This window comes from Geomonas sp., from assembly GCF_056994735.1.
This window is the reverse complement of the sequence record NZ_JBXKJL010000391.1, coordinates 1-21,784: the sequence shown is the minus strand read 5'-3', so window position 1 is coordinate 21,784 and position 21,784 is coordinate 1. Positions and strand designations below refer to the sequence as shown.

Genomic DNA, 21,784 nt, shown 5'->3' with positions numbered 1-21,784 from the left:
ATGCTTGGGTATGCGGGTGCGGCCTGGGCGACCTTCGTCTGCTACTTCCTGATGATGCTGCTCTCGTACTTCTGGGGGCAGAAATACTTTCCCGTGCAGTACGAGGTTGCCAAGATCGCGGCATATTCCGCCTTCGCCATGGCACTCTTCTTCATCAGCAAGGCATGGCCGTTTCATGACCGCCTGCTGCTCTTTGCGGCAAACGGCGTGCTGTACGCGTTCTTCCTTGGGGTGGTCTTTTACAAGGAGAACCTTTCCCGCCTGTTGATCAGAAAGACGGGCGGGGCATGATCAAGGGAAGGCCCTTCAGGCTTCCTATTAGTACCAATCTTCCGCCAGCTTCCAAAGCTGTCATTCCCGAAGCGATTCTGATCGGGAATCCAGCTCCTAAACGGCGTGAAATCTGGATCCCCGATAAGGGCATTCGGGGATGACAATCTCATAGCGGAAAATTAGCGCTAATCAGTTCGTGTGATGGCAGAAATACTATGACAGTTTTGACAACGGTTTCAAATGAACTGTGGAATGCTTTGTCACCGAGTGCCTCCACATCTTCAGCAATGACCACCATGTCGAAACACTTACACTGCTTCTGTCCCTGTGCCACCGTCAAATATGATGACAGACCAGATTAGCCGCGGCTTAACATATCGCGCTCTCTGGTAGTCGCTTGCTTATTGTGCTGCAAAATGTTACACATATAGGTTAGTTTTCAAATACCAATAACAAGAGAAAGTGTAGCTGTTTTAGCTCCTTGGAACCGCTCTCTTCTCAAGCTGGATGCCATGAAACCAATTATTGCCATCGTCGGACGACCGAACGTCGGGAAATCCACCCTTTTCAACAGGCTGGTCGGACGCCGCAAGGCGATGGTCGACGATATGCCGGGTGTTACCCGGGACCGAAATTACGCCGAGGTCACCCGCTTCGACGTCCCCTTCATCCTGGTCGACACCGGCGGGTTCGAGCCGGAAACCAAGGACCGGATGCTGCAGCAGATGCGCGAGCAGTCGCGCTTCGCCATGGACGAGGCCGACCTGATCCTCTTCGTCATGGACGCCCGCGACGGGCTGACTCCCGCCGACCGGGACGTGGTGGAGATGCTGCGCCGGGTCAACAAGCCGATCTTCTACATCATCAACAAGGTCGACGGTGACCGCCTGGAAGCGGCTGCGGGCGACTTCTACTCGCTGGGGATCGACCGGATCCACACCATCTCCGCCGAGCACAACCGCGGCGTGGGCGACCTCATGGACGAGGTCGTCGAGGCGCTGCCCCACGATACAGACAAGATCGACGATGACGATATCACCAAGATCGCCGTGGTGGGGCGACCCAACGTCGGCAAGTCGACGCTGGTGAACCGCCTGCTGGGTTACGAGCGCGTGGTGGCGAACCCCACCGCCGGGACCACCAGGGACGCGGTCGACACCCGTTTCATGGTGAACAAGAAGCCCTACCTCCTGATCGACACCGCTGGGATCAGGCGCAAGGGAAAGACCACCGAGAAGATCGAGAAGTACAGCGTCATGGATGCCCTGCGCTCCATCGAACGGGCCGACGTGGTGCTGATCGTGCTGAGCGCCGAGGACGGGGTCACCGAGCAGGACTCCAAGATCGCCGGCTACGCCTACGAGGCCGGGCGCGGCTGCATCTTCGTGGTCAACAAGTGGGACTCTCTCTCCAAGGACAACGCCTCCATGGGCAAGTTCATCGAGGAGATCAGGCGCAGCTTCAAGTACCTCCCTTTCGCGCCGATCCTGTTCATCTCCGCCACCACAGGCCAGAGGACCGGAAAGATCATCCCCGAGGTTGACCTGGTCATGGAGCAGTTCTCCAAGAGGGTCTCGACCAGTGAGCTCAACCGGGTCTTCTCGCAGGCAACGGACGACAACCATGCCCCCCTTTCCCAGGGGAGAAGGGTGAAATTCTTCTTCGCCACCCAGGTCGCGATCAAGCCCCCTTCCTTCGTGGTATTCACCAATCAGCCGGACGGGATCCACTTTTCCTATGAGCGCTACATCATGAACCGGTTTCGCGACGCCTTCGGTTTTACCGGGACTCCGCTGAAACTTCTTTTCCGCGGCAGGGACAAGAAGCAGTCCTAAATCATTCTTTACTTAGAGGTTACGATAGTTTAGTATGATGAGAATTTCGATCCCATCATTCACATGAGAGAGCAGCGGCCATGAGTCTCGTCGGAAATTTGGAAGACCTTGGGCTCGGCGAGATCCTACAGATCGTGAGCCTGAGCAGAAGATCCGGCGTGCTCTCCCTCGAAAGTCGTGGGCGGGAGGCGCGGGTCATCTTCCGCAGCGGCCAGGTGATCAGGGCTACCTCCACCACCTTTCAGCAGAACCTGGGCGAGGTGCTGATCCAGAAGGGGGTCATCGATCTCGTGACCCTGAAACGCGCCCTGAGCATCCAGGCTGACGAGGGCTATACCCAGCTCCTGGGCGCGATCCTGATCGACCGCTTCGCGATCAGCCACGACTCCATCGAGGCCGTGGTGAGGGAGCAGATCGAGAACGTCGTCTATTCCCTCTTCGCCTGGGCCGAGGGGTCTTTCGAGTTCGAGCTGCAGGAGGTGGCGGAAGGGGACGCGGCAAACTTCGACGCCGTCCAGTTCATGCTGAAGCAGGGCTTGAACCCGCAGTACCTCGCCATGGAAGGGTCGCGCATCATCGACGAGCAGCGGCACCGCGCCGAGTCGGGCGAGGAAGAGGGGGCGACGCAGGAGGAGAGCGTCGACTTCGCCTTTGACCTCCTCCAGGAAACTCCTGCCCCGCCGGCGGAAAAGGCGCACCCCCCGCACAAGCTCCCGCCCATTGAAGTTTCCTTTCCCGAGCCGGTAGCGAAACCCGCCACCGCCGGTCATGATTCGAAGGCCCCGGCCGCCTCGGCCGAAGTACCCCCCCATGATACCGATTTCGCGGCTATGGATCCCTTTGCCGCCGACGCGATGGTTGATCCCTTTGCCGCCGCTGCAACGGTTGATCCCTTTGCCGTCGCTGGAAACGTGGATCCTTTTGCCGCCGCTGCTGCCCGGGCAGAGGAGCCGGCTGCCCTACCTTCAGAGACCCAGCCGCTGGTGCTGGTGGACGACGACCCGGAGACACTGGGGGCGCTGACGCCCCTCCTGGAAACGAAAGGGTACCGAGTCTACGCCATCGAGCGCAGCGAAGACGCCCTCATCCGGGTCGACAACCTCTACCGTGAAGGGGTCCGCCCCACCGTGGTGGTCGACCTGATCATGCCGCGCATGGACGGCACCGGGATAGTGGGCGGGCTGGAGCTGATGGAACTTCTGCGCAATAACTTCCCGGAACTGCCGGTCCTCGCCCTCACTGACGTTCCCAACGAGGAGGCGCAGAGAAAGACCCGCGGCATGGGGATTCCCCTGGTGATGAAGCCGGTCAAGGCGGAGCTTGAGGATTCGCTGCACGATTTCATGCCGATCCTCTTCGCGGCACTCACCCACGTCGAGACTGTGGTCGGCGCGGCCGGGCTCAACCGGGTCAACATCGGCGACGAGCTTCGCCTCGAGATGGGCGAAGAGCCGGCGCTGCCGGCGCCGCAGATCCACCAGAGCGTCGGGGTTTCCCAACTGCGGGGGATGCTGGAGGAGCTTAACAATCCGCAGCTGGGAGGCGGCATCATCCTGCTGGTGCTCCGTTTCGCCGCCGAGTTCATGAACCGCGGCGTGGTGCTGCTGGTGAAGAAGGATTTCATCCAGGGGCTGGGGCAGTTCGGGCTCGACGACCGGGACGGCAGTGCCGATGTCAGGGTCAGGAGCCTCCGCATACCGAGGAACGAGCCATCGATCTTCAGCCCCGTGCTGGAGACCAAGTTCACCCTGAAGGGGCCGTTCGAGGATTCGGTTGGGAACCGTCTATTTCTGGACCAGCTGGGTGGAGCCAGACCCGGCGAGGTATTCGTGGGACCAGTTGTCAGCGAGGGGAAGGTGGTCGCGGTGCTGTACGGCGACAACCTCCCGGAACAAAAACCTGTCGGCGACACCGAATCGCTTGAGATCTTCCTGAGCCAGGCCGGGATAGCAATGGAGAAGGCCCTGCTGCAGCGTAGGCTGCAGGACCAGGGACGGGGGGAGAATTGACGTGAAGAGGATACTCATAGCAGAAGATTCCAACACCATGCGCTCGATGCTGGTCTCGACCATTGATGAGCTGGAAAAATACGCCATCGTGGAGGCTGCCAGCGGGTTCGAGGCGCTGCGGCTTCTGCCACGCGAGCAAGTGGACCTGATCATCACCGACATCAACATGCCCGACATCAACGGTCTGGAGCTGATCAGCTACGTGAGGAACAACCCGAACTACCAGTCGATCCCGCTCTTCATCGTTTCCACCGAGAGCGGCGACCGCGACCTTGAGAAGGGGAAGGCGCTCGGCGCCAACGAATACCTGATCAAGCCCTTCGATCCTGCACGGCTGCAGGAATTGATATGCAAGTACCTTGACTAACTGTGAAAGGTGAAAGGTGAAAGGTGAATAAAGGCAGAAGGTTTTTCGACCCTTCACCCTTCACCCTTCACCTTTCACGGGGTTCTTATGACAGAGGAAAACATCGGAAAGGCGGTCAAGGATTTCCTGGCCGAGGCTGAGGAGATCCTGGACCAGTTGAGCCTGGATCTGGTGGCTTTGAGCGACTGCGCCGACGGCGGTGACTACAACCCCGACCTGGTGAACTCGGTCTTCCGGGCCGCCCATTCCCTCAAGGGGCTCGCCGGGATGTTCGGCTTCACCGAGATCGCCGACCTGGGGCACCACCTCGAGAATCTCCTCGATGCACTGAGGCTGGGGAAGGTCGAGCTGGACCAGCGGGTGGTGAGCACCCTCTTCGAAGGGACCGAACTCCTCGGTCTGCTGGTCCGCAACGCGGCCGAGCCGGGGGGAGAGCCGGTCGATGTCTCCTCCGCCATGCAGCACATCAACGACTGCCTCACCAATAAGCCGCAGGGATCGAACGAGTCACCCCTGGCCCGACTGAACATCCCCGAGCGGGTGCTGAGCTCCATGACCGAGTACGAGGAGCACCGCCTGCTGGAGAACGTCAAGAAGGGGAGGCGCATCTATTCGATCCACGTCTCGCTGCTCCTCTCCAGCTTCGACTCCGAGCTGATGGAGCTGACCGAGCTGCTGAAGCAGGTGGGCGAGGTGATCAGCACACTCCCCTCCGCCTCTGGCGGCCTCGATGCCGGCATCGATTTCGAGATCCTCTTCGGGTCCGAAATGGGAGTAGGGGAGCTGACCCCGCTCATCGACCGCGAACACCTGACCATCACCATGTACGGGGGAGAAGCCGCGGCCGACAGAGGCCAGGCACCGGCGCCCCTGCCGGTCATGCCGTCGCAGGTCGAGGAAGAGATCCCGCAGCCCTCAGGCTCCATCGAGAGCTCGGTCAGCGCCAAGAGCATGAGCCGCACCGTGCGGGTAGACATCGGCAAGCTCGACCTCCTGATGAACATCGTGGGCGAGCTGGTCCTCTCCCACTCCATGATCGCTGAAGTGGCCGGCCGCATGCGCCGCGACGGACTGACCATCCCGGGGCAGGACCTCTCCAAGGCGGCCAAGGGGCTGGAGAAGAAGCTCTCGGAACTGCAGAAAGGGGTCATGGAGATCAGGATGATCCCGGTCGGGCAGCTCTTCGAGAAGATGTCCCGTATCGTAAGGAAGATTTCCCGGGAGCAGGGCAAGAAGGTCGAGCTGAAGCTCTTCGGGGCCGAGACCGAACTCGACAAGCTGATCATCGAGGATATCTCCGACCCGGTCATGCACATCGTGAGGAACTCCATCGACCACGGGATCGAGACCCCCGAAAGGAGGGCAGCCCTCGGCAAGGACGAGAAGGGGACCATCACCCTTTCGTCGTTCCAGAAGGGGAACCATGTGGTGATCCAGATCGAGGACGACGGCTCCGGGATCGATCTGGGCCGGGTAAGGCAGAAGGCGGTCGACCGCGGCCTGATCAGCTCGCCCTTCGACGTGAGCGACAGGGAGGCGCTGGAGCTGATCTTCCTGCCGGGCTTCTCGACCGCGGAAACGGTGAGCGACATCTCCGGGCGCGGGGTCGGCATGGACGTGGTGCGGACCAACATCGCCAACCTCTCCGGGATGATCGACCTCGACAGCTCCCTCGGCCAGGGGACCAAGGTGACCATCACCCTCCCCATCACGCTGGCCATCATCAAGGCGCTCATCATCACCACCGCCGGGCGCACCTATGCCCTCCCCATCACCTCGGTGCTGGAGAGCATCATCGTCGAGCGCAACGAGATCAAGACCGTGGAGCGCAAGGAAGTCATCCAGCTGCGCGAGACCACGCTGCCGCTGCTGCGCCTCTCCCAGTTCTTCGAGCTGAAGGGGGCCGCCGCCGCGCCCGAGACCTTCTACGTCGTGGTCGTGGGGGTCGCGGAAAAGAGGCTGGGGCTGGTGGTCGACGACCTCCTCGGCCAGCAGGACATAGTGATCAAGTCGATCGGCGAGACCTTCGCGGGTTTCAAGGGAATCTCCGGGGCGGCCGACCTCGGCGACCAGCGCACCATCCTGGTGCTGGATGTGGGCAGCGTGATCAGCGAGGCGACTCGCGGGAGTGCCTGATGTACAAGGCTTTTTACGGGCTGATCGAGAAGCCCTTCAGCAAGACCCCCGACCCCCGCTTTCTCTACATGAGCAGCGGCCACCGGGAAGCACTGGCGAGGCTCGAATACGCGGTCGAGGAGAGCGAACTGGCCCTTTTGACCGGGGAGATCGGCTGCGGCAAGACCACCATCTCGCGGGCCCTCATGGACCAGATGGGGGATCGTTACCATTTCCTCTTCGTCTTCAACCCGCGGCTCACGGCGGACGAGCTCCTCAGGGTGATCGCCTCGGGGCTGGAGGTGGGGACACCGTCGCTGAAGAAGGACGAGCTCCTCAGGGAGATCACCGGGGCGCTCTACCGCCTGCACAACGAGGGGCGGGTCCCGGTAGTGGTGATAGACGAGGCCCAGATGATACCGGACCGGGAGCTTTTCGACGAGATCAGGCTCCTGACCAACTTCCAGCTCGACGACAAGAACCTGCTGAGCGTGATCCTCATGGGGCAGCCCGAGCTGCGCGTCATGCTGGCTTCGCCGGTGTACGAGCCCTTCAGGCAGCGGATCTCGCTGAACTTCCACCTGGCCCCGCTGGGGCTGGAGGAGACCCTGGAGTATCTCGATTTCCGGGTGGCCGCGGCGGGGGGGGAGCCGGGGCTCTTCTCCCCGGACGCGGTGCAGCGGATCTACGAGCTTTCCGGCGGCGTGCCCAGAAGGATCAACGCGGTGGCGACCAACGCGCTCCTGATCGGCTTCGGCAGGGACGCATCCTGGATAGACGCGGCGATTGTCGACGAGGCCGCCGGGGAACTGCTGGTTTAGAACCCTTTCTGGCGCGGGATTAAATTCGGATCAAATCTGATCGTACCTCGCAACCTTTAAACGGGGTTGGGGGTACAATCCGGAGCTGGTTGTTCAGGGCGCTTGTCAGGGGTTGTGCTTTGGATTAATCCGAAGTTATCAGATTTGATCCCGCGCGAAACGGGCTTGGTTGAAGGTTTTGGGGATGGCGACCAACGCGCTCCTGATCGGCTTCGGCAGGGACGCATCCTGGATAGACGCGGCGATTGTCGACGAGGCCGCCGGGGAACTGCTGGTTTAAACCCTTTCTGGCGCGGGATTAAATTCGGATCAAATCTGATCGCACCTCGCAACCTTTAAACGGGGGTAGGGGTGCATCCGAAGCTGGCTTTGTTCAGGGAGCTTGTCAGGGTTTGTGCTTTGGTTTAATCCGAAGTTATCAGATTTAATCCCGCGCGAAACGGGTTTGGTTGAAGGTTTTGGTTTTAAGGGAGTAGAAGATGAATCTCGCGGAGATCAGAAAGAAGGCGCAAAAGGGAGTAGCTCCGGCGGAGCCCCCCACCGTTGTGCCCCCTGCGGCCGCAGCGCCGGAGGCCGCGCCGCAGCCGCCTGAGACGGAGTCGGCGATCGAGTCCGCCGAGCCCGTGGAGTCCCCGGAGCCCGCCGGTTTCGAATGGCGCTCCGACTCTCTGGACGATCCGCTACCTGCGGAGTTCGACCCCGACGATCTCGACCAGTTCGACCCCGTCGCGGTCATCCTCAAGGGACGCGAAACCGCCGACATGGACGGCATGGTTTCCCTCAGCGCGGACACTGCAGCGGCGACCCTGGAACTCCTCTGCTTCAAGGTGGCGAGCGAGGAATACGCCATCGACATCATGGACATCAAGGAGATCATCAAGCCGCGCGAGGTGACCGAGGTGCCGCGGGTTCCCTCCTTCGTGCGGGGGGTGCTCTCCCTTCGCGGCATCATCATCCCCATCTTCGATATGAGGGTGAGGCTGGGACTCCCGGACTCGACCTCTACCGAGCGCGAGCGGGTCATCGTGGTAAACCGCCAGAGCGGCCTGTGCGGCGTGCTGGTCGACGAGGTGGTACAGGTGGTGCGCATCCCGCAGGCCGGGATCGAGCCTCCGCCGGTGGTGCTGGAGGGGATCGATCGCGATTTCGTCCAGGGAATCGGCCGGGTGGACGGGCGGATGCTGATCCTCCTCGACATGGAGAAGGTGTTGGACGTGAGTCTGTTTTAGGCTAAGGGCTAAGGGCTAAAGGCTAAGGGAAATGAGAAGGGAGGTGGACGCCGCAAATGCGCCCTTGCCCGCTCTTCCTCTAGTCCCCGGTCCTGGCCGCTACCCGTTACCTGCAATGCGGAGGGCGCATGGGAAAGAACACGATCCTCGTGGTCGAGGATGAGGAGAGCCTCCTCAAGCTGGAGACCATCCTCTTTACCTCGAAGGGGTATGCGGTTACCGGAGCCAGGGACGGCAAGGCGGCCCTCGAGGAGCTGGCTAAAAGCACCCCGGACGTCGTGGTCCTGGACATCATGCTCCCGCTGATGGATGGCTTCGAGGTCTGCCGCAGGATCAAGGAGAACCCGGAAACGAGCCACGTCCCGGTGGTGATGCTGACCGCCAAAAAAAGCACCCTCGACCTCGAGCGGGGCAGGACGGCCGGTGCCGACGCCTACATAACCAAGCCCTTCAAGTCTGTGAAGGTGCTGGAGGTTATCGACGAACTGATCAAGAAGGCCGGGGCGGCTAAAGGAGGGGGAGCGTGAAGCAGGAGCTGCAGGAAATACAGGTCGCCTGCGTGAGGATGGAGGAAGGGCTCTATGCCGTCGACATCATGCGCATTAAAGAGATCATCAGGCTCCCCAAGCTCGCCCCGCTGCCCAGGGCGCTCCCCTTCGTGGAAGGGGTGATAAACCTCCGTGGCTCGGTGATACCGGTGGTGGACCTGAGGAAGAGATTCGGGCTCGCCGCGGCGGAGAACCGTGAGACCTCGCGGCTGCTGATCCTCTCGATGGCCGGCCAGCCGCTGGGGCTGATCGTGGACGAGGTCACCGAGATGATCACGGTCCCCATGAGGGAGCTCAAGCCGCCGCCGCGCGGTGTCCGCCTGGTCGGCGGCGAGTACATGGTCGGGCTCTTCCTGGTTCAGGAGGTTCCGGTCATGCTGCTCAACATTGACGCGCTGCTGACGTTCAAGGAAATGGCTCAACTCGGCTACCTGACGCCCCCCAAGGGGCACACCTCCCAAATGGAAAAGAGCACCGCATGCTGATAGTCTGCCCAAACTGCAAGAAGCGATTCGACGTCAACCCGGCCGTACTCGAAGAGGGGAGAAAACTCCGCTGTTCCAGCTGCAAGGCTGTCTTCCGCATGGTCCGCAAGGCCCCGCAGCAGGGTGAGCCGCCGGCGGCTCCGCCGGTCCAGGAGCCGGTGCGGGAGCAGGTCCAGCCGCAGGTCCGGAAACCGGTGCTGCCGGTCGTGGAGCAGAAGCCTGAGCGGCAGGAACAGTTGCAGGAACCGGTTCAGCAGGCCCCGGCGCCGCGGGGCGGCCAGATCAAGGTGGTGGTGGCCAACGAGAGCCGCGCCTTTTGCGATGCGGTGCGCAAGGTCCTGTCGACCGAACCTTTCGAGGTGGTGGTCTGCAACGACGGCAAGGTGGCACTGGAAACGGTGGAGAGCGTGCGCCCGGATCTGCTCCTTCTCGATGTGGCGCTCCCCACCATGTTCGGATTCGAGGTCTGCGAGCGGGTCAGGCAGAACCCCGACCTGGCGGGCACCAAGATCGTGCTGATAGCCTCCATCTACGACAAGACCCGCTACAAGCGGTCGCCGAACTCGCTTTACGGCGCCGACGATTACATCGAGAAGCACCACATTCCGGACTCGCTTGTGCCGATGGTTTACCGCCTGACCTCCGGCAGCGTCCCGCCGGCTCATGATCCGAGCCAGTCGGACCTGGCAAGCCAGGAAGAGACCCGTACCGAGATCCGTGAGGCGGAGGTCAGCGAGACCACCGCTCCCGCAGTTCCGCCGGTTACCCCGCGGGCGCTGGACATGGAGGAGCCTCAGCCTCTGATCGGGACGGCCCTGAGCGCCGCCGCCGAGAGCGTGGCGATGCAGGAGATCGTACCGTTCGAGGAGATGGCGCCGCTGCCGGAAGCACCCCCGGTGGCGCCTCCGCAGGCCAGCGCAGCACTCTCCGAGACCGAGGTCAAGGCCAAGCGCCTGGCGCGCATCATCGTTTCGGACATCGTCCTCTACAACCAGGCCAAGGTGGAGCAGGGGGTGCGGGAAGGGAGCTTCTATGCGCTGCTGGCCGATGACATCCGGGAGGGTGATCGCCTGTACCGTCAGCGCGTCCCCGAGGATGTGCGAGAGAGAACCACCTTCCTCAAGGACGCCTTCGAGGAGTTGATAGCAAAAAAACGCGCCGAGCTGCGCATCTAGGAGAACCGCCCTGGTCAGCAATCTCGAACATATCGCTGAGGAGCTTCGCTCGCCTGACGAGGAGGCTAGACGTTTCGCTGTCGTCGAACTGGCTCGGCACCCCCTCGATCTGTCCCTGCCGCTGCTGTTCAGCGCCATGGGGGACGAGAGCTGGCGCGTCAGGAAGGAGGCGGTGGCCGTCCTGGTCCAGGCCGGGCCGGGCCCGGAGGCGGTGGAGGGGCTGATCTCGCTGCTGCGGGCCTCCGACAATGCGGGTCTCAGGAACTCAGCGGTCGAATCGCTGGAGCGCCTGGGCTCGGTGGCGGTGGGGCCTCTTTGCCGCTACCTCGATGACCCCGACCACGATCTGCGCAAGTTCATAATCGACATCCTCGGAAGCATCCGCTGCACCTCCTGTGTCCCGCTGCTGGTGAAGGCGCTGGAGGACTCGGACCCGAACGTGCGGGTGGCGGCTGCGGAAAACCTCGGAAAACTGGGGGATCCCGCGGCGGTCCCGTACCTGCTGAAGGTGCTGGAAGGGGACGAGGTCTGGCTGAAGTTCACGGTGCTCGACGCCCTGGCGCTGATCGGTGCCCCGGTCCCGCTCTCGACCCTGGCCCCCCTGGTGCGGGAAAAGCTCCTCAAGCGCGCGGTCTACGACTGCCTAGGTGGCGTGGGCGCTGCCGAGGCGATCCCGGTGCTGCTGCAGGGTCTGCAGGAGAAGGGCAAGACCCCGCGGGAGGTCGCGGCCGTGGCGCTGATGCGGGTCAGGGGACGCCTCTCCGCTGATGAGGTAGCACCGCTGGTCGATCTGCCGCTCAGGGAACTGAAGGGTGGGGCGGCGGTTGAGGCCATCTTCTCCTCCTTCGGAACTGCCGACGCAGCGCATCTCGAGCCGCTGGTCCGCCTGGCCGGCATCGTCGGCGACGAGCGGGCCAGCGTCCCGCTGCTGGAAGTGGCCGGCCAGGAGAGGATGACTGCCGCCTGCCTCGATGCCTTCCGGGGGATCGGAGCAGCCGCGCTGCCGCAGCTGCTGGTCCACTACCGGAGCGCCGAATACGACGGCCGGGTCATGGTCGCCCATCTCCTGGGAGAGCTCGGTTGCCGCGAGGCTGCCGATCTCCTCTTCAGCGGGCTGGCCGACGACGGCCCCGAGCTTCGTGCCGCCTGTGCCCGCTCGCTCGGAAAGCTCGCCCCTGAGGGTGCTTCCGGGAGGCTTGCCCGGCTCCTCGATGACCTGAATCCCCAGGTGCGCGGCGACGCACTCGAAGCCCTGCAGCGCCTCTCCGGCGCCGACCCGGGCGGGATCGCCGCCCTTTGCGCCGAACTCTCCCGCTCTGCTTCGGCCGAAAAGAGGCGCCAGGCGGCGCTGCTCCTTTCCGGGCTCGCCGACAGCGAGCGTCTCTCCCTCTTGGCCAAGGACGAGGACGCCACGGTGCGCCGCGCCGCGGTAGCTTCCCTGGCAAGGTTGAGGCTCCCGGAAACGGTGGGGCCGCTGGCCATGGCGCTGGCCGACGAGGACCCGGAAGTCCGTGTGGCGGCAGCCCAGGCGCTCTCCGAGATCGGGGGGGCGGAAGTGCTCGATCCCCTCATTCTCGCACTGGGCGACCTTGACCCCTGGGTGCAGAGCGCCGCACTGAAGGGACTCTCCTCCCTGGGCGATCGCGCGGCGCTCCCCGCCGTGAAGTCGCTCCTCTCCAGGGCGCAGGGCCCCGTGCTGATTGCCGCCCTTTCGACCCTGGCCGCCGTGGGCGGGCCGGAGGAGTTGGCCGCGATCAAGGGCGCGCTGGCCGACAGCGACGAAGAGGTGGTCGAGGCCGCCATCGGGATCCTGGCCGGCACTGGCGCCGACTGGATCGAGGAACACTCGCCGGCGCTCATGGCGCACCGCCACTGGGCGGTGAGGCGCTCTTTCGCGAGAGCCGCGGTACGGCTCCTCGGCGTGCGGGCGCTTCCCCTTCTCAGGGAGGCGCTGGCAAAGGAAGCGGATTCGCTGGTCAAGGACGAGATCGTGGGACTGATGGGCGGGCTCAGCAATGCTATTCAGTGAACCAGCACTCCAGCTGACCGAAGAGGAGTTCCGCCTGATCAGGGATCTGATCTACAACCACTGCGGCCTCTACTTCGACGCGGACAGCAAGTACCTGCTGGACCGGCGCCTGCTGCAGAGGGTCACCCTCCATGGACTGTCGGGCTTCAGGGAGTACTACCAGTTTCTCAAGTACGATCGCCGCAAGGATGAGGAAATCTCCGATATCATGGATATCCTCACCACCAACGAGACCTACTTTTTCCGCGAGTCCTTCCAGCTCAAGGCCTTCACGGACGAGATCATTCCCGAGCTGATGCAGTCCAAGCAGCGCGACCGCACCCTCAGGATCTGGAGCGCGGGCTGCTCCACCGGCGAAGAGCCTTACACCATCGCCATGCTGTTGCTGGAGCTCGACTGCTTCCAGGGGTGGCGCATCGAGATCGTGGGCACAGATATCAGCCAGAGGGTGGTTCAGCACGCCCGCAAGGGGATCTACTCCAAGTCCTCTTTCCGCTGCACCGAAGAGCGCTACCTCAACCGTTTCTTCACCGAGGCGGAGGGGGGCTGCCGGGTCTGCGACGAGGTGCGGGAGCTGGTCACCATCAGCCACATGAACCTGTTCGACGCCAACCGCCTGGCGCTCCTCGGCAAGATGGACGTGATCTTCTGCCGCAACGTGATCATCTATTTCGACGAGGATTCCAAGAAGCGGGTCATCGAATCGTTCCACAACACCCTGCGCAGCGGAGGATACCTGCTGCTGGGGCACTCAGAGTCGCTAATGAACATTTCAACCGCCTTCTCGTTGAGGCACCTTAAAAACGACATGGTCTACCAGAAGACGGCTCCCACCCAGAACGGAGCTGCCAGGTGAAAAAGATACGGGTAGTAGTGGTCGACGATTCGGCCTATAACCGCCGCGCCATCACCCGCATGCTGGAGGAACTCCCCGGAGTCGAGGTGGTGGGGTACGCCACCAACGGCGAGGAGGGGATCCGCCGGGTGATCGATCTTACCCCTGACCTGGTCACGCTCGACCTGGAGATGCCGAGGATGGACGGTTTCACCATGCTGCGCATCCTGATGGCGTCTTCGCCGGTGCCGGTGATCGTGATCAGCTCGACCAGCGGCGACGAGAAGGTCTTCAAGGCCCTTGAGCTCGGTGCGGTCGACTTCATCGCCAAGCCGACCACCATCATCTCCGAGGAGCTCCTGAAGATCCAGGCGGACCTCCACGAGAAGGTGCAGGCGGTTTTCAAGCTGAACATGGCCAGGGTGCAGAAGCGGTACGAGCCCGTGCTCACGGAAGAGCCGTCGCTGCCGGTAGCGAGGCCGAGCGGGGCCGCCGCCATCGACGTGGTGGCCATCGGCGCCTCCACCGGCGGACCTCCGGCCCTGCAGCGGATCTTCACCGCCTTCAGCGAGCCCGCGCCCTTCGCCATCGTGATCTCGCAGCACATGCCGGCGGGTTTCACCAAGGCCTTCGCGGAGAGGCTCAACCGCTGCACCGGCTTCGACGTCCGGGAGGCGAAAGACGGCGATGAGGTCCTGCCGGGGCGGGCGCTGATAGCGCCGGGTGGGAAGAACCTGCTCTTCGCCAGGATGGCCGACCGGGTGGTGGCCCGGGTGGTCGAGCCTGGCAAACAGGATCGCTACATCCCCTCGGTCGACGCCATGTTCTGCTCGTGCGCCGACGTCTTCGGAAGGCGGATGCTGGCGGTGGTGCTGACCGGGATGGGGAACGACGGCGCCAAGGGGGTTCGGGAGGCCAAGCGGCTGGGGGGCCAGGTCGTGGCCGAGTCGGAAGACTCCGCGGTGGTCTTCGGGATGCCGCGCGAGGCCATAGCGACGGGGCTTGTGGACCGTGTGGTCCCGATAGATTTGGTGGTGCGGGAGATCGTGCAAAGAAGCGGCCTCTCTACTCGATTTGGTTGATAAACAAGAGAAAGCGGAGTGTGTATGCAAAAGGACGACGAGCGGTTGGTGCACAGCAGGGGTGAGGAGTTCCTGCAGGTTTTCAAGAAGGGAGCCGAGTTCACCCAGGAGCTCCTGAAGGAGAACGAGCGGTTGCGCTTCCGGCTGCTGGAGCTGGAGCAGAACCAACCCAATGAAGGTGGCGAGGGCGCGCCCGAGGTGCAGAAAATGGCCGAGCGTATTGCCAACCTCGAACAGGAGAAGCGCGAGATCCTGGACCGCATCAAGCAGGTCGAGGAGGAGAACCAGGACTTCGCCGCCCGCTACCTGGAGGTGGAGGACGAGAACAACAACCTCGCCAACCTCTACATCGCCAGCTACCAGCTCCATTCGACCCTTGATTTCAAGGAGGTGCTCCAGATCATCACGGAGATCATCATCAACCTGATCGGGGCCGAGGAGTTCGCCATCATGCTCCTTGACGAGAAGAGTGACGAGATCCAGGCCGTGGCGACCGAAGGGGTCGAGCGCCAGGAAATCCCGCACGTCAGGCTGGGCAAGGGGGTGATCGGGCAGGTGGCGGCCTCCGGGGAGAACTACTTCGCCGAGGACGTCGAGGGCTATGAGCGCGACTTCGCCAGCCCGATGGTCTGCATTCCGCTGAAGATCAAGGAACACGTAATCGGGGTGCTGGCGATCTACAAGCTCCTGATGCAGAAGAAGGAATTCGCCCCCGTGGACTACGAGCTCTTCACGCTCCTGGCCGGGCACGCTGCCACAGCCATCTTCAGTTCCAGGCTCTACAGCGACTCAGAGCGCAAGCTCTCGACCATCCAGGGATTCATAGATCTGTTGACGAAATAATCAGTCGTAGCACGGGGGGATTTGGTCAGATGTCAGAATACAATGTTTTGATAGTTGAAGATTCACCAACCATGAGGCAGCTCATCGCTTTTGCTTTGAAAAGGATCAGGGGCGTCAAGATCGTGGAGGCCAACGACGGGGTTGACGGCTTGAAGAAGCTCTCTTCCCAGCGTTTCGACCTGATCCTGACCGACATAAACATGCCGATCATGGACGGTCTGAAGCTGGTCAGTCTGGTCAGGAACGACGTGAATTACAGGTCGATCCCGATTGTCGTCATCACCACGGAAGGTGCCCAGGAGGACCGCGAGCGCGCACTTGCCCTGGGGGCCAACGACTACATCACCAAGCCGATCCAGCCCACGAGGATCCTCGACGTGGCGAAGAACCTGCTGAAGATAGTGTAGTTTGTACCCCGTTGTACCCCGCTCACCTCTGAGTCCCCTCCCCCCTCGCGGGGGAGGGCCAGGGTGGAGGGGAGCCGCCAGGAAGAGTCACCGCCCCCTCCGGATGGACCGTTCGCTCCCTGTCGCCTGGGGTGAGGGAAGGTCCGACCCTCTCCCGGAGGGCGAGGGGGAAGTTGACAAGGAGGTCACGAGTTGAGCCCGACCGCGTCTGCACGAAGGGCACCCCGCACACCACGTACCCGCCCCCGGAGGGGGAGGTCCAGGGAGGGGGGAGTCCGCCGCGATAGAGATTGATGATATTTCAAATGCCGCATTAGCATTGAATATAAAATACACTTAGCATCCCCCGAAGATGGATGCATGGAAGGATGGCTTCGATGGAAGAGAGATATAACCCGAAAGCGGTTGAAGATAAGTGGCAGGGATTCTGGGCCGAGCACAACAGCTTCAAGGCTGTTGAGGACCCGGCAAGAAAGAAGTACTACCTGCTGGAGATGTTCCCCTATCCCTCCGGGAAGATCCACATGGGGCACGTCCGGAACTACTCGATCGGCGACGTTATCGCCCGTTTCAAGAGGATGCAGGGCTACAACGTGCTGCACCCGATGGGCTGGGACGCCTTCGGCATGCCCGCCGAGAATGCCGCCATCCAGCACAAGAGCCATCCCGCCAAGTGGACCTACGAGAACATCGCCTATATGCGCGGTCAGCTGAAGACGCTCGGGCTCTCCTACGACTGGGACCGTGAGCTTGCCACCTGCGACCTCGACTACTACAAGTGGGAGCAGAGGATCTTCCTGGAGATGTACGAGAAGGGCCTCGCTTACAAGAAGGTCTCGGCCGTCAACTGGTGCCCCAAATGCGAGACGGTGCTGGCCAACGAGCAGGTCGAGGACGGCTGCTGCTGGCGCTGCGACAGCGTGGTGCAGCAGAAGGAGCTGGAACAGTGGTCCTTCAGGATCACCAACTACGCCCAGGAACTCCTCGACGATACCTACAAGCTGGCCGGTTGGCCGGAGCGCGTCCTGACCATGCAGAGGAACTGGATCGGGCGCAGCGTCGGTTGTGAGATCGACTTCCCCCTGGAAAACGGTATGTCCAGCGTCACCGTCTTCACCACCAGGCAGGACACCCTCTTCGGGGCCACCTTCATGTCGCTGGCTGCCGAGCACCCGCTGGCGCTGCAGTTGACCACCCCGGAGCAGCGTGCGCAGGTCGAGGCCTTCATCGACAAGGTCAAGAAGACCGACCGCATCAAGCGCGGCGCCGAGGACCTGGAGAAGGAAGGGGTCTTCACCGGATCGTACTGCATCAACCCGGTCACCAACGCGAAGATGCCGATCTTCCTGGCCAACTTCGTGCTGATGGAGTACGGCACCGGCGCCGTCATGGCGGTTCCGACCCACGACCAGCGTGACTTCGAGTTTGCGAAGAAGTACGACCTGCCGCTGAAGGTGGTCATCAACCCCGAAGGCGAGACTCTCGATCCCGCGGGCATGACCGAGGCCTTTACCGGCGAAGGGACCATGGTCAACTCCGGCCGCTTCGACGGGATGTCCAACACCGACGCCAAGGAAGCGATCGCCGACTTCCTGGAGAAGGAAGGTATCGGCAAGAAGACCATCAACTTCCGCCTGCGCGACTGGGGCATCTCCCGCCAGCGCTACTGGGGCAACCCGATCCCGGTCATCAACTGCGACATCTGCGGCGTTGTTCCGGTTCCCACCAAGGACCTCCCGGTGGTGCTGCCGATGGATGCCGCCTTCACCGGCGAAGGCGGGAACCCGCTGGCCAAGGTGGAGAGCTTCATCAACTGTACCTGCCCGGTATGCGGCGCCGGGGCCCGGCGCGAGACCGACACCATGGACACCTTCGTGCAGTCTTCCTGGTACTTCCTGCGCTACTGTTCTCCGAAATTCGCGGCCGGGCCGCTGGACCGGGAGAAGGTCGAGGCCTGGATGCCGGTGGACCAGTACATCGGCGGGATCGAGCACGCCGTCCTGCACCTCCTCTATGCCCGCTTCTTCACCAAGGTGCTGCGCGACCTGGGCTACTGCAACGTGGACGAGCCCTTCTCCAACCTGCTGACCCAGGGGATGGTGATCAAGGACGGCGCCAAGATGAGCAAGTCCAAGGGGAACGTGGTCGACCCGAACGCCCTGATCGAGCGCTACGGCGCCGATACCGCCCGTCTCTTCTCGCTCTTCGCGGCACCCCCCGAGAAGGACCTCGACTGGAGCGACCAGGGTGTCGACGGCAGCTACCGCTTCCTGAACCGCGTCTGGCGCCTGGTCTACGACGTGCTCCCGTCGATCAAGACCGCTGGTGCCGTTGATCCGTCCAAGGTCACCGGCGAGGCCAAGAACCTGCGTCGCGCGGTTCACAAGACCATCAAGAAGGTCACCGAGGATATCGACGGCCGCTTCCACTTCAATACCGCCATCGCCGCGGTCATGGAGCTGGTCAACGCCATCCAGGCCTTCAGCCAGAAGGGGGCCCCGGAGAACGTCGCCGTGGTGCGCGAGGCGGCCGAGTCCGTGGTGCGGCTGCTGGCGCCGTTCGTCCCGCACTTCACCGAGGAGCTCTGGGCCGAGCTGGGGCATGAGGAGAGCGTCGTGGCCGCGGGTTGGCCGGGGTATGACGCCGAGGCTACCGTTGACGAGGAGATCACGGTCGTCGTCCAGGTGAACGGGAAGCTCAGGACCAAGCTGATGGTTGCCCCCGATGTCCAGGAGGACGCCGTGAAGTCCGCCGCGCTGGCTGACGACAAGGTCAAGCCGTTCGTGGAAGGGAAGAGCGTCAAGACGGTGGTCTACGTCCCCGGCAAGCTGGTCAACATCGTTGTCGCCTAGGCGGATAAATTTCGTGATGCCTAAGCCGCTTCTCTTGAAAGCCCTTTGCGCACCTCTGCTCGCCATCGTCCTGCTGTCGGGGTGCGGGTACCATCCCGTCGCCCTGCGCGGTCCTCTTGCCGAAGCCAACGGGGTGAACGTCACCGTGTTTGCCAACAAGAGCTACCGTCGCGGGCTGGAGGGGCCCCTGGCGAGAGACCTGATCGACGAGTTCGCCCTGCGCACCGGCGGCAAGGTCCTTCCGGCCGAGGAGGCGCAGCTCGAATTGATCGGCACCATCACCCATTACTCTACGGTCCCGGTCTCTTACACGGCGCTCAATACCATCGAGGAGTACCGGACGACCATGACGGTGCAGGCTACCCTCCGGGAGCAGCTGTCGAAGAAGGTTCTCTGGAAGGGAGATCTGACCCGGGACCAGACCTTCCCGGTCAACACCAATCTGGCCCTCCAGCAGAACGCCGAGGAAGCCGCCGTCGCCATGATCTGCCGTCGTCTTTCAGAGGACATCTGGCGGAAGGTCGGAGAGATGTTCTAAGGTACGCGGAGTGGCAGACCTACTGGCACCGCCCATTTCAGCATGCCGCTGGTGGGCGGTTTTTTTCACAGACTCCCCCTCTCCCTGGTAGAGAGCCGAGTCATGACAGAGTCGAGAGAAGTAACGGAGTGAAGGACATGAGTGAGTGGGATATCTGCCAGCAGACTTTTGGGTATTTCGACAAGGCTTTTCTGCTGCTGCAGGAGGCGGCCGGGATCGAGAATCCGTCGGTAGTCGAGCGGGCAGGACTGATACACTTCTTCGAGATGGCATTCGACCTGAGCTTGATGCTCTTGCGGGAATACGAAGAGGCCGGAGGGGTCGTCGTGAACAGCCCCAGGGAGGCGATAAAGAGCGCCCTGGAAGTCAGGATAATTCAGCACGGTGACGACTGGGTCGATGCCCTCGACGGCAGGAAGGTCACTGTAGCCACGTACGACAACGAAACGGCTGTCGAGATGGAGCAGAAAATAAAGGGGAGATATCTCCCTCTCTTACGGCAGCTCCATCGCTATTTCATCGACAGCGTCGCGCAGGGAGCCACGCCGGTCGGTCATGTGGCAGGGGCGGGGCATAAGAGGCGATGATGAAACCTGAGGAGTTCAACAGGGCTGTGGAGAAGGGGGAGATCGCTCCCCTTTATCTTTTATATGGAGACGAGCCGTACCTGGTCGAGCGCGCGGTGAAGAAGCTTCTCGACCGCACCGTCGACCCCGGTTTCCGCGACTTCAACCTCAACATCTTTTACGGCAACGAGTGCAAGGGAGACGAGGTCTTCACGGCGGGGCAGACGCTGCCGATGTTCGCCGAACGCCGGGTCGTGCTGGTGAAGAAGGGCGGAGATCTCTCCGCGGCCGCGATGGAGATCCTCCTTGCCTACCTGCAGGACCCTTCGCCGACCACCTGCCTGATCCTGCAGGCGGAGAAGGTCGATGGCCGCAAGAAGTTCTTCGCCGAGTTCAAGAAGCGCGGCGAAGCCGTCGAGTTCAAGCGCCCCTACGAAAACCAGCTCGGGCCGTACGTGCGCGACGAGGTCCGCGCCGCCGGGAAGAAGATAGATTCCGCTGCCGCCGAGCTGCTGGCTTACCTGGTCGGGAACAACCTGCAGGAGCTTGTCTCGCAGATCGAGAAGCTCTGCATCTACTGCGGGAAGAAAGAACTGATAGGTGTCGACGAGGTCAAGGCTATCGTCTCCGACACCAAGGTCGAGAGTGTCTTCGAGTTCACCGATGCCCTGGGCTCGAAGGATCAAAAGAAGGCGCTGCGGATGCTGACCACGCTGCTGCAGGACGGCGAGGCGCCGCTGCGGGTGCTGGGAGCCGTGGCGCGGCATTTCAGGCAGCTGTGGCAGGTGAGGGCGTTGCTGGACCGGAAGGTGTCATCCGGAGACCTGGCCAAGGCCGCCGGCATAAACCCCTATTTTCTGAAGAAGGTGACAGATCAGGCGCGGAACTACCAGGAGGCCGAGCTGAAGCAGGTGTTCGAGCGGATGCTGGAGCTCGATGTCGCCTTCAAATCGGGAGGCATCGCCGATGCCCTCTTCGAGCGTTTCGTCATCGATACCTGCAAGAAGTAGCTGTTCTGATCTAATGGCAACCTCTCCTCCTGCCTGACGTCAACCTTCGGATCTGATGTCAACCTCTGCTTCTGCCCTGATGGCAACTCTCTTGCCGATCCGCCGGCAACTCTCTTGCCGATCCACCGGCAACTCTCTTGCCGATCCACCGGCAACTCTCTTGCCGATCCACCGGCAACTCTCTTGCTGATCCGCTGGCAACTCTCTTGCCGATCCGCCGGCGACGCACGTAGGAGCGCCCTCCCGGGCGCGAACCGCTGCTTGTACGCCGCCCCTACCTCAGAATTAACCAGGTAAAACCGCTGTCGCCACCCTAAGGCCCCCCCTTTGCGAAGGGGGGGCAGGGCAGCGTTGTCCGGTTAGCTACTTGCACCTGCCCATTTCTCCACTTTTCAAGCTCCCCCTCGCCCTCCGGGAGAGGGTCGGGGTGAGGGAAGCCCGTATCTACGTGGCACTTGCCCTCACCCCAGCCCTCTCCCATGGGGAGAGGGAGCAGGTTCGAAGGAAGGTTGGGAAGGGAAAGAGGCAAAGCAACAACCTAACCGGACACCACTGGGGGCAGGGGGGATTTGCCTTCGCCTTTGCCTGGCAACCTGAACCCTGGAACCGAATGAGCAACGAAAAAAGGGAATCCCTGCTGGGATTCCCTTTTAAACTTTCTGCTTCCGACCTGCCTGTTGCGACTAGCCGAGAGTGTTAACCAGCTTGGTCAGGCGGGAGACATTCCTGGAGGCGTTGGAGGTGTGGATAATGCCCTTGGTCGCA

19 protein-coding genes and 1 pseudogene are annotated in these 21,784 nt (G+C 62.3%); 19 read left to right on the top strand and 1 reads right to left on the bottom strand.

Features of this window, described 5'->3' with window-relative positions:
* From AC11W3_RS16925 to holA, 19 genes are all read left to right on the top strand, one after another.
* A partial coding sequence (locus tag AC11W3_RS16925) for a hypothetical protein (protein ID WP_484093395.1) occupies nucleotides 1–291 on the top strand: 291 nt, incomplete at its 5' end.
* Nucleotides 292–785: 494 nt separating this feature from the next.
* Complete coding sequence (gene der / locus AC11W3_RS16920; protein ID WP_484090041.1) at nucleotides 786–2,108, top strand: ribosome biogenesis GTPase Der; 1,323 nt, start codon at nucleotides 786–788, stop codon at nucleotides 2,106–2,108.
* An 80-nt stretch (nucleotides 2,109–2,188) separates the two neighbouring features.
* Complete coding sequence (locus AC11W3_RS16915) at nucleotides 2,189–4,117, top strand: response regulator (RefSeq protein ID WP_484090040.1); 1,929 nt, start codon at nucleotides 2,189–2,191, stop codon at nucleotides 4,115–4,117.
* 1 nt (nucleotide 4,118) lies between these two features.
* Complete coding sequence (locus tag AC11W3_RS16910; RefSeq protein ID WP_484090039.1) at nucleotides 4,119–4,484, top strand: response regulator; 366 nt, start codon at nucleotides 4,119–4,121, stop codon at nucleotides 4,482–4,484.
* An 87-nt stretch (nucleotides 4,485–4,571) separates the two neighbouring features.
* Nucleotides 4,572–6,620 (top strand): chemotaxis protein CheA, encoded by a 2,049-nt coding sequence (locus AC11W3_RS16905; protein WP_484090038.1) that lies wholly within the window; start codon nucleotides 4,572–4,574, stop codon nucleotides 6,618–6,620.
* A complete protein-coding gene (locus tag AC11W3_RS16900) occupies nucleotides 6,620–7,420 on the top strand; it encodes an ExeA family protein (RefSeq protein ID WP_484090037.1) in 801 nt (266 codons plus the stop codon). The genes AC11W3_RS16905 and AC11W3_RS16900 overlap by 1 nt, the downstream gene beginning before the upstream one ends.
* Before the next feature lie 479 nt (nucleotides 7,421–7,899).
* Nucleotides 7,900–8,649 carry a chemotaxis protein CheW gene (locus AC11W3_RS16895; RefSeq protein ID WP_484090036.1) on the top strand — a complete coding sequence of 250 codons (750 nt, stop codon included), beginning with the start codon at nucleotides 7,900–7,902 and terminating at the stop codon, nucleotides 8,647–8,649.
* Nucleotides 8,650–8,777: 128 nt separating this feature from the next.
* On the top strand, nucleotides 8,778–9,176 hold the full coding sequence (locus AC11W3_RS16890) for a response regulator transcription factor (protein WP_484090035.1): 399 nt from the start codon (nucleotides 8,778–8,780) through the stop codon (nucleotides 9,174–9,176).
* The gene (locus AC11W3_RS16885; protein WP_484090034.1) at nucleotides 9,173–9,682 is read left to right on the top strand and encodes a chemotaxis protein CheW; all 510 of its coding nucleotides are present in this window, start codon (nucleotides 9,173–9,175) and stop codon (nucleotides 9,680–9,682) included. The genes AC11W3_RS16890 and AC11W3_RS16885 overlap by 4 nt, the downstream gene beginning before the upstream one ends.
* Nucleotides 9,676–10,857: a response regulator gene (locus AC11W3_RS16880; RefSeq protein ID WP_484090033.1), complete on the top strand. Its 1,182-nt coding sequence runs from the start codon at nucleotides 9,676–9,678 to the stop codon at nucleotides 10,855–10,857. Before AC11W3_RS16885 ends, AC11W3_RS16880 begins: the two co-directional genes overlap by 7 nt.
* Before the next feature lie 10 nt (nucleotides 10,858–10,867).
* Nucleotides 10,868–12,886 carry a HEAT repeat domain-containing protein gene (locus tag AC11W3_RS16875; protein ID WP_484093396.1) on the top strand — a complete coding sequence of 673 codons (2,019 nt, stop codon included), beginning with the start codon at nucleotides 10,868–10,870 and terminating at the stop codon, nucleotides 12,884–12,886.
* A complete protein-coding gene (locus tag AC11W3_RS16870) occupies nucleotides 12,873–13,742 on the top strand; it encodes a CheR family methyltransferase (protein ID WP_484090032.1) in 870 nt (289 codons plus the stop codon). Before AC11W3_RS16875 ends, AC11W3_RS16870 begins: the two co-directional genes overlap by 14 nt.
* On the top strand, nucleotides 13,739–14,803 hold the full coding sequence (locus AC11W3_RS16865) for a protein-glutamate methylesterase/protein-glutamine glutaminase (protein ID WP_484090031.1): 1,065 nt from the start codon (nucleotides 13,739–13,741) through the stop codon (nucleotides 14,801–14,803). The genes AC11W3_RS16870 and AC11W3_RS16865 overlap by 4 nt, the downstream gene beginning before the upstream one ends.
* Nucleotides 14,804–14,827: 24 nt before the next feature.
* A complete protein-coding gene (locus AC11W3_RS16860) occupies nucleotides 14,828–15,646 on the top strand; it encodes a GAF domain-containing protein (RefSeq protein WP_484090030.1) in 819 nt (272 codons plus the stop codon).
* Nucleotides 15,647–15,675: 29 nt separating this feature from the next.
* Nucleotides 15,676–16,053: a response regulator gene (locus AC11W3_RS16855; RefSeq protein WP_484090029.1), complete on the top strand. Its 378-nt coding sequence runs from the start codon at nucleotides 15,676–15,678 to the stop codon at nucleotides 16,051–16,053.
* 377 nt (nucleotides 16,054–16,430) lie between these two features.
* Nucleotides 16,431–18,905: a leucine--tRNA ligase gene (gene leuS / locus AC11W3_RS16850; protein WP_484090028.1), complete on the top strand. Its 2,475-nt coding sequence runs from the start codon at nucleotides 16,431–16,433 to the stop codon at nucleotides 18,903–18,905.
* Between the two features lie 16 nt (nucleotides 18,906–18,921).
* The gene (lptE, locus tag AC11W3_RS16845; RefSeq protein WP_484090027.1) at nucleotides 18,922–19,443 is read left to right on the top strand and encodes an LPS assembly lipoprotein LptE; all 522 of its coding nucleotides are present in this window, start codon (nucleotides 18,922–18,924) and stop codon (nucleotides 19,441–19,443) included.
* A 137-nt stretch (nucleotides 19,444–19,580) separates the two neighbouring features.
* Nucleotides 19,581–20,030 (top strand): HI0074 family nucleotidyltransferase substrate-binding subunit, encoded by a 450-nt coding sequence (locus AC11W3_RS16840; RefSeq protein ID WP_484090026.1) that lies wholly within the window; start codon nucleotides 19,581–19,583, stop codon nucleotides 20,028–20,030.
* Nucleotides 20,030–21,019 carry a DNA polymerase III subunit delta gene (gene holA, locus AC11W3_RS16835; RefSeq protein WP_484090025.1) on the top strand — a complete coding sequence of 330 codons (990 nt, stop codon included), beginning with the start codon at nucleotides 20,030–20,032 and terminating at the stop codon, nucleotides 21,017–21,019. Before AC11W3_RS16840 ends, holA begins: the two co-directional genes overlap by 1 nt.
* 683 nt (nucleotides 21,020–21,702) lie before the next feature.
* On the opposite strand, the pseudogene AC11W3_RS16830 reads toward holA, so the two are convergent.
* A pseudogene (locus AC11W3_RS16830) lies at nucleotides 21,703–21,784 on the bottom strand (30S ribosomal protein S20); the annotation flags it as partial.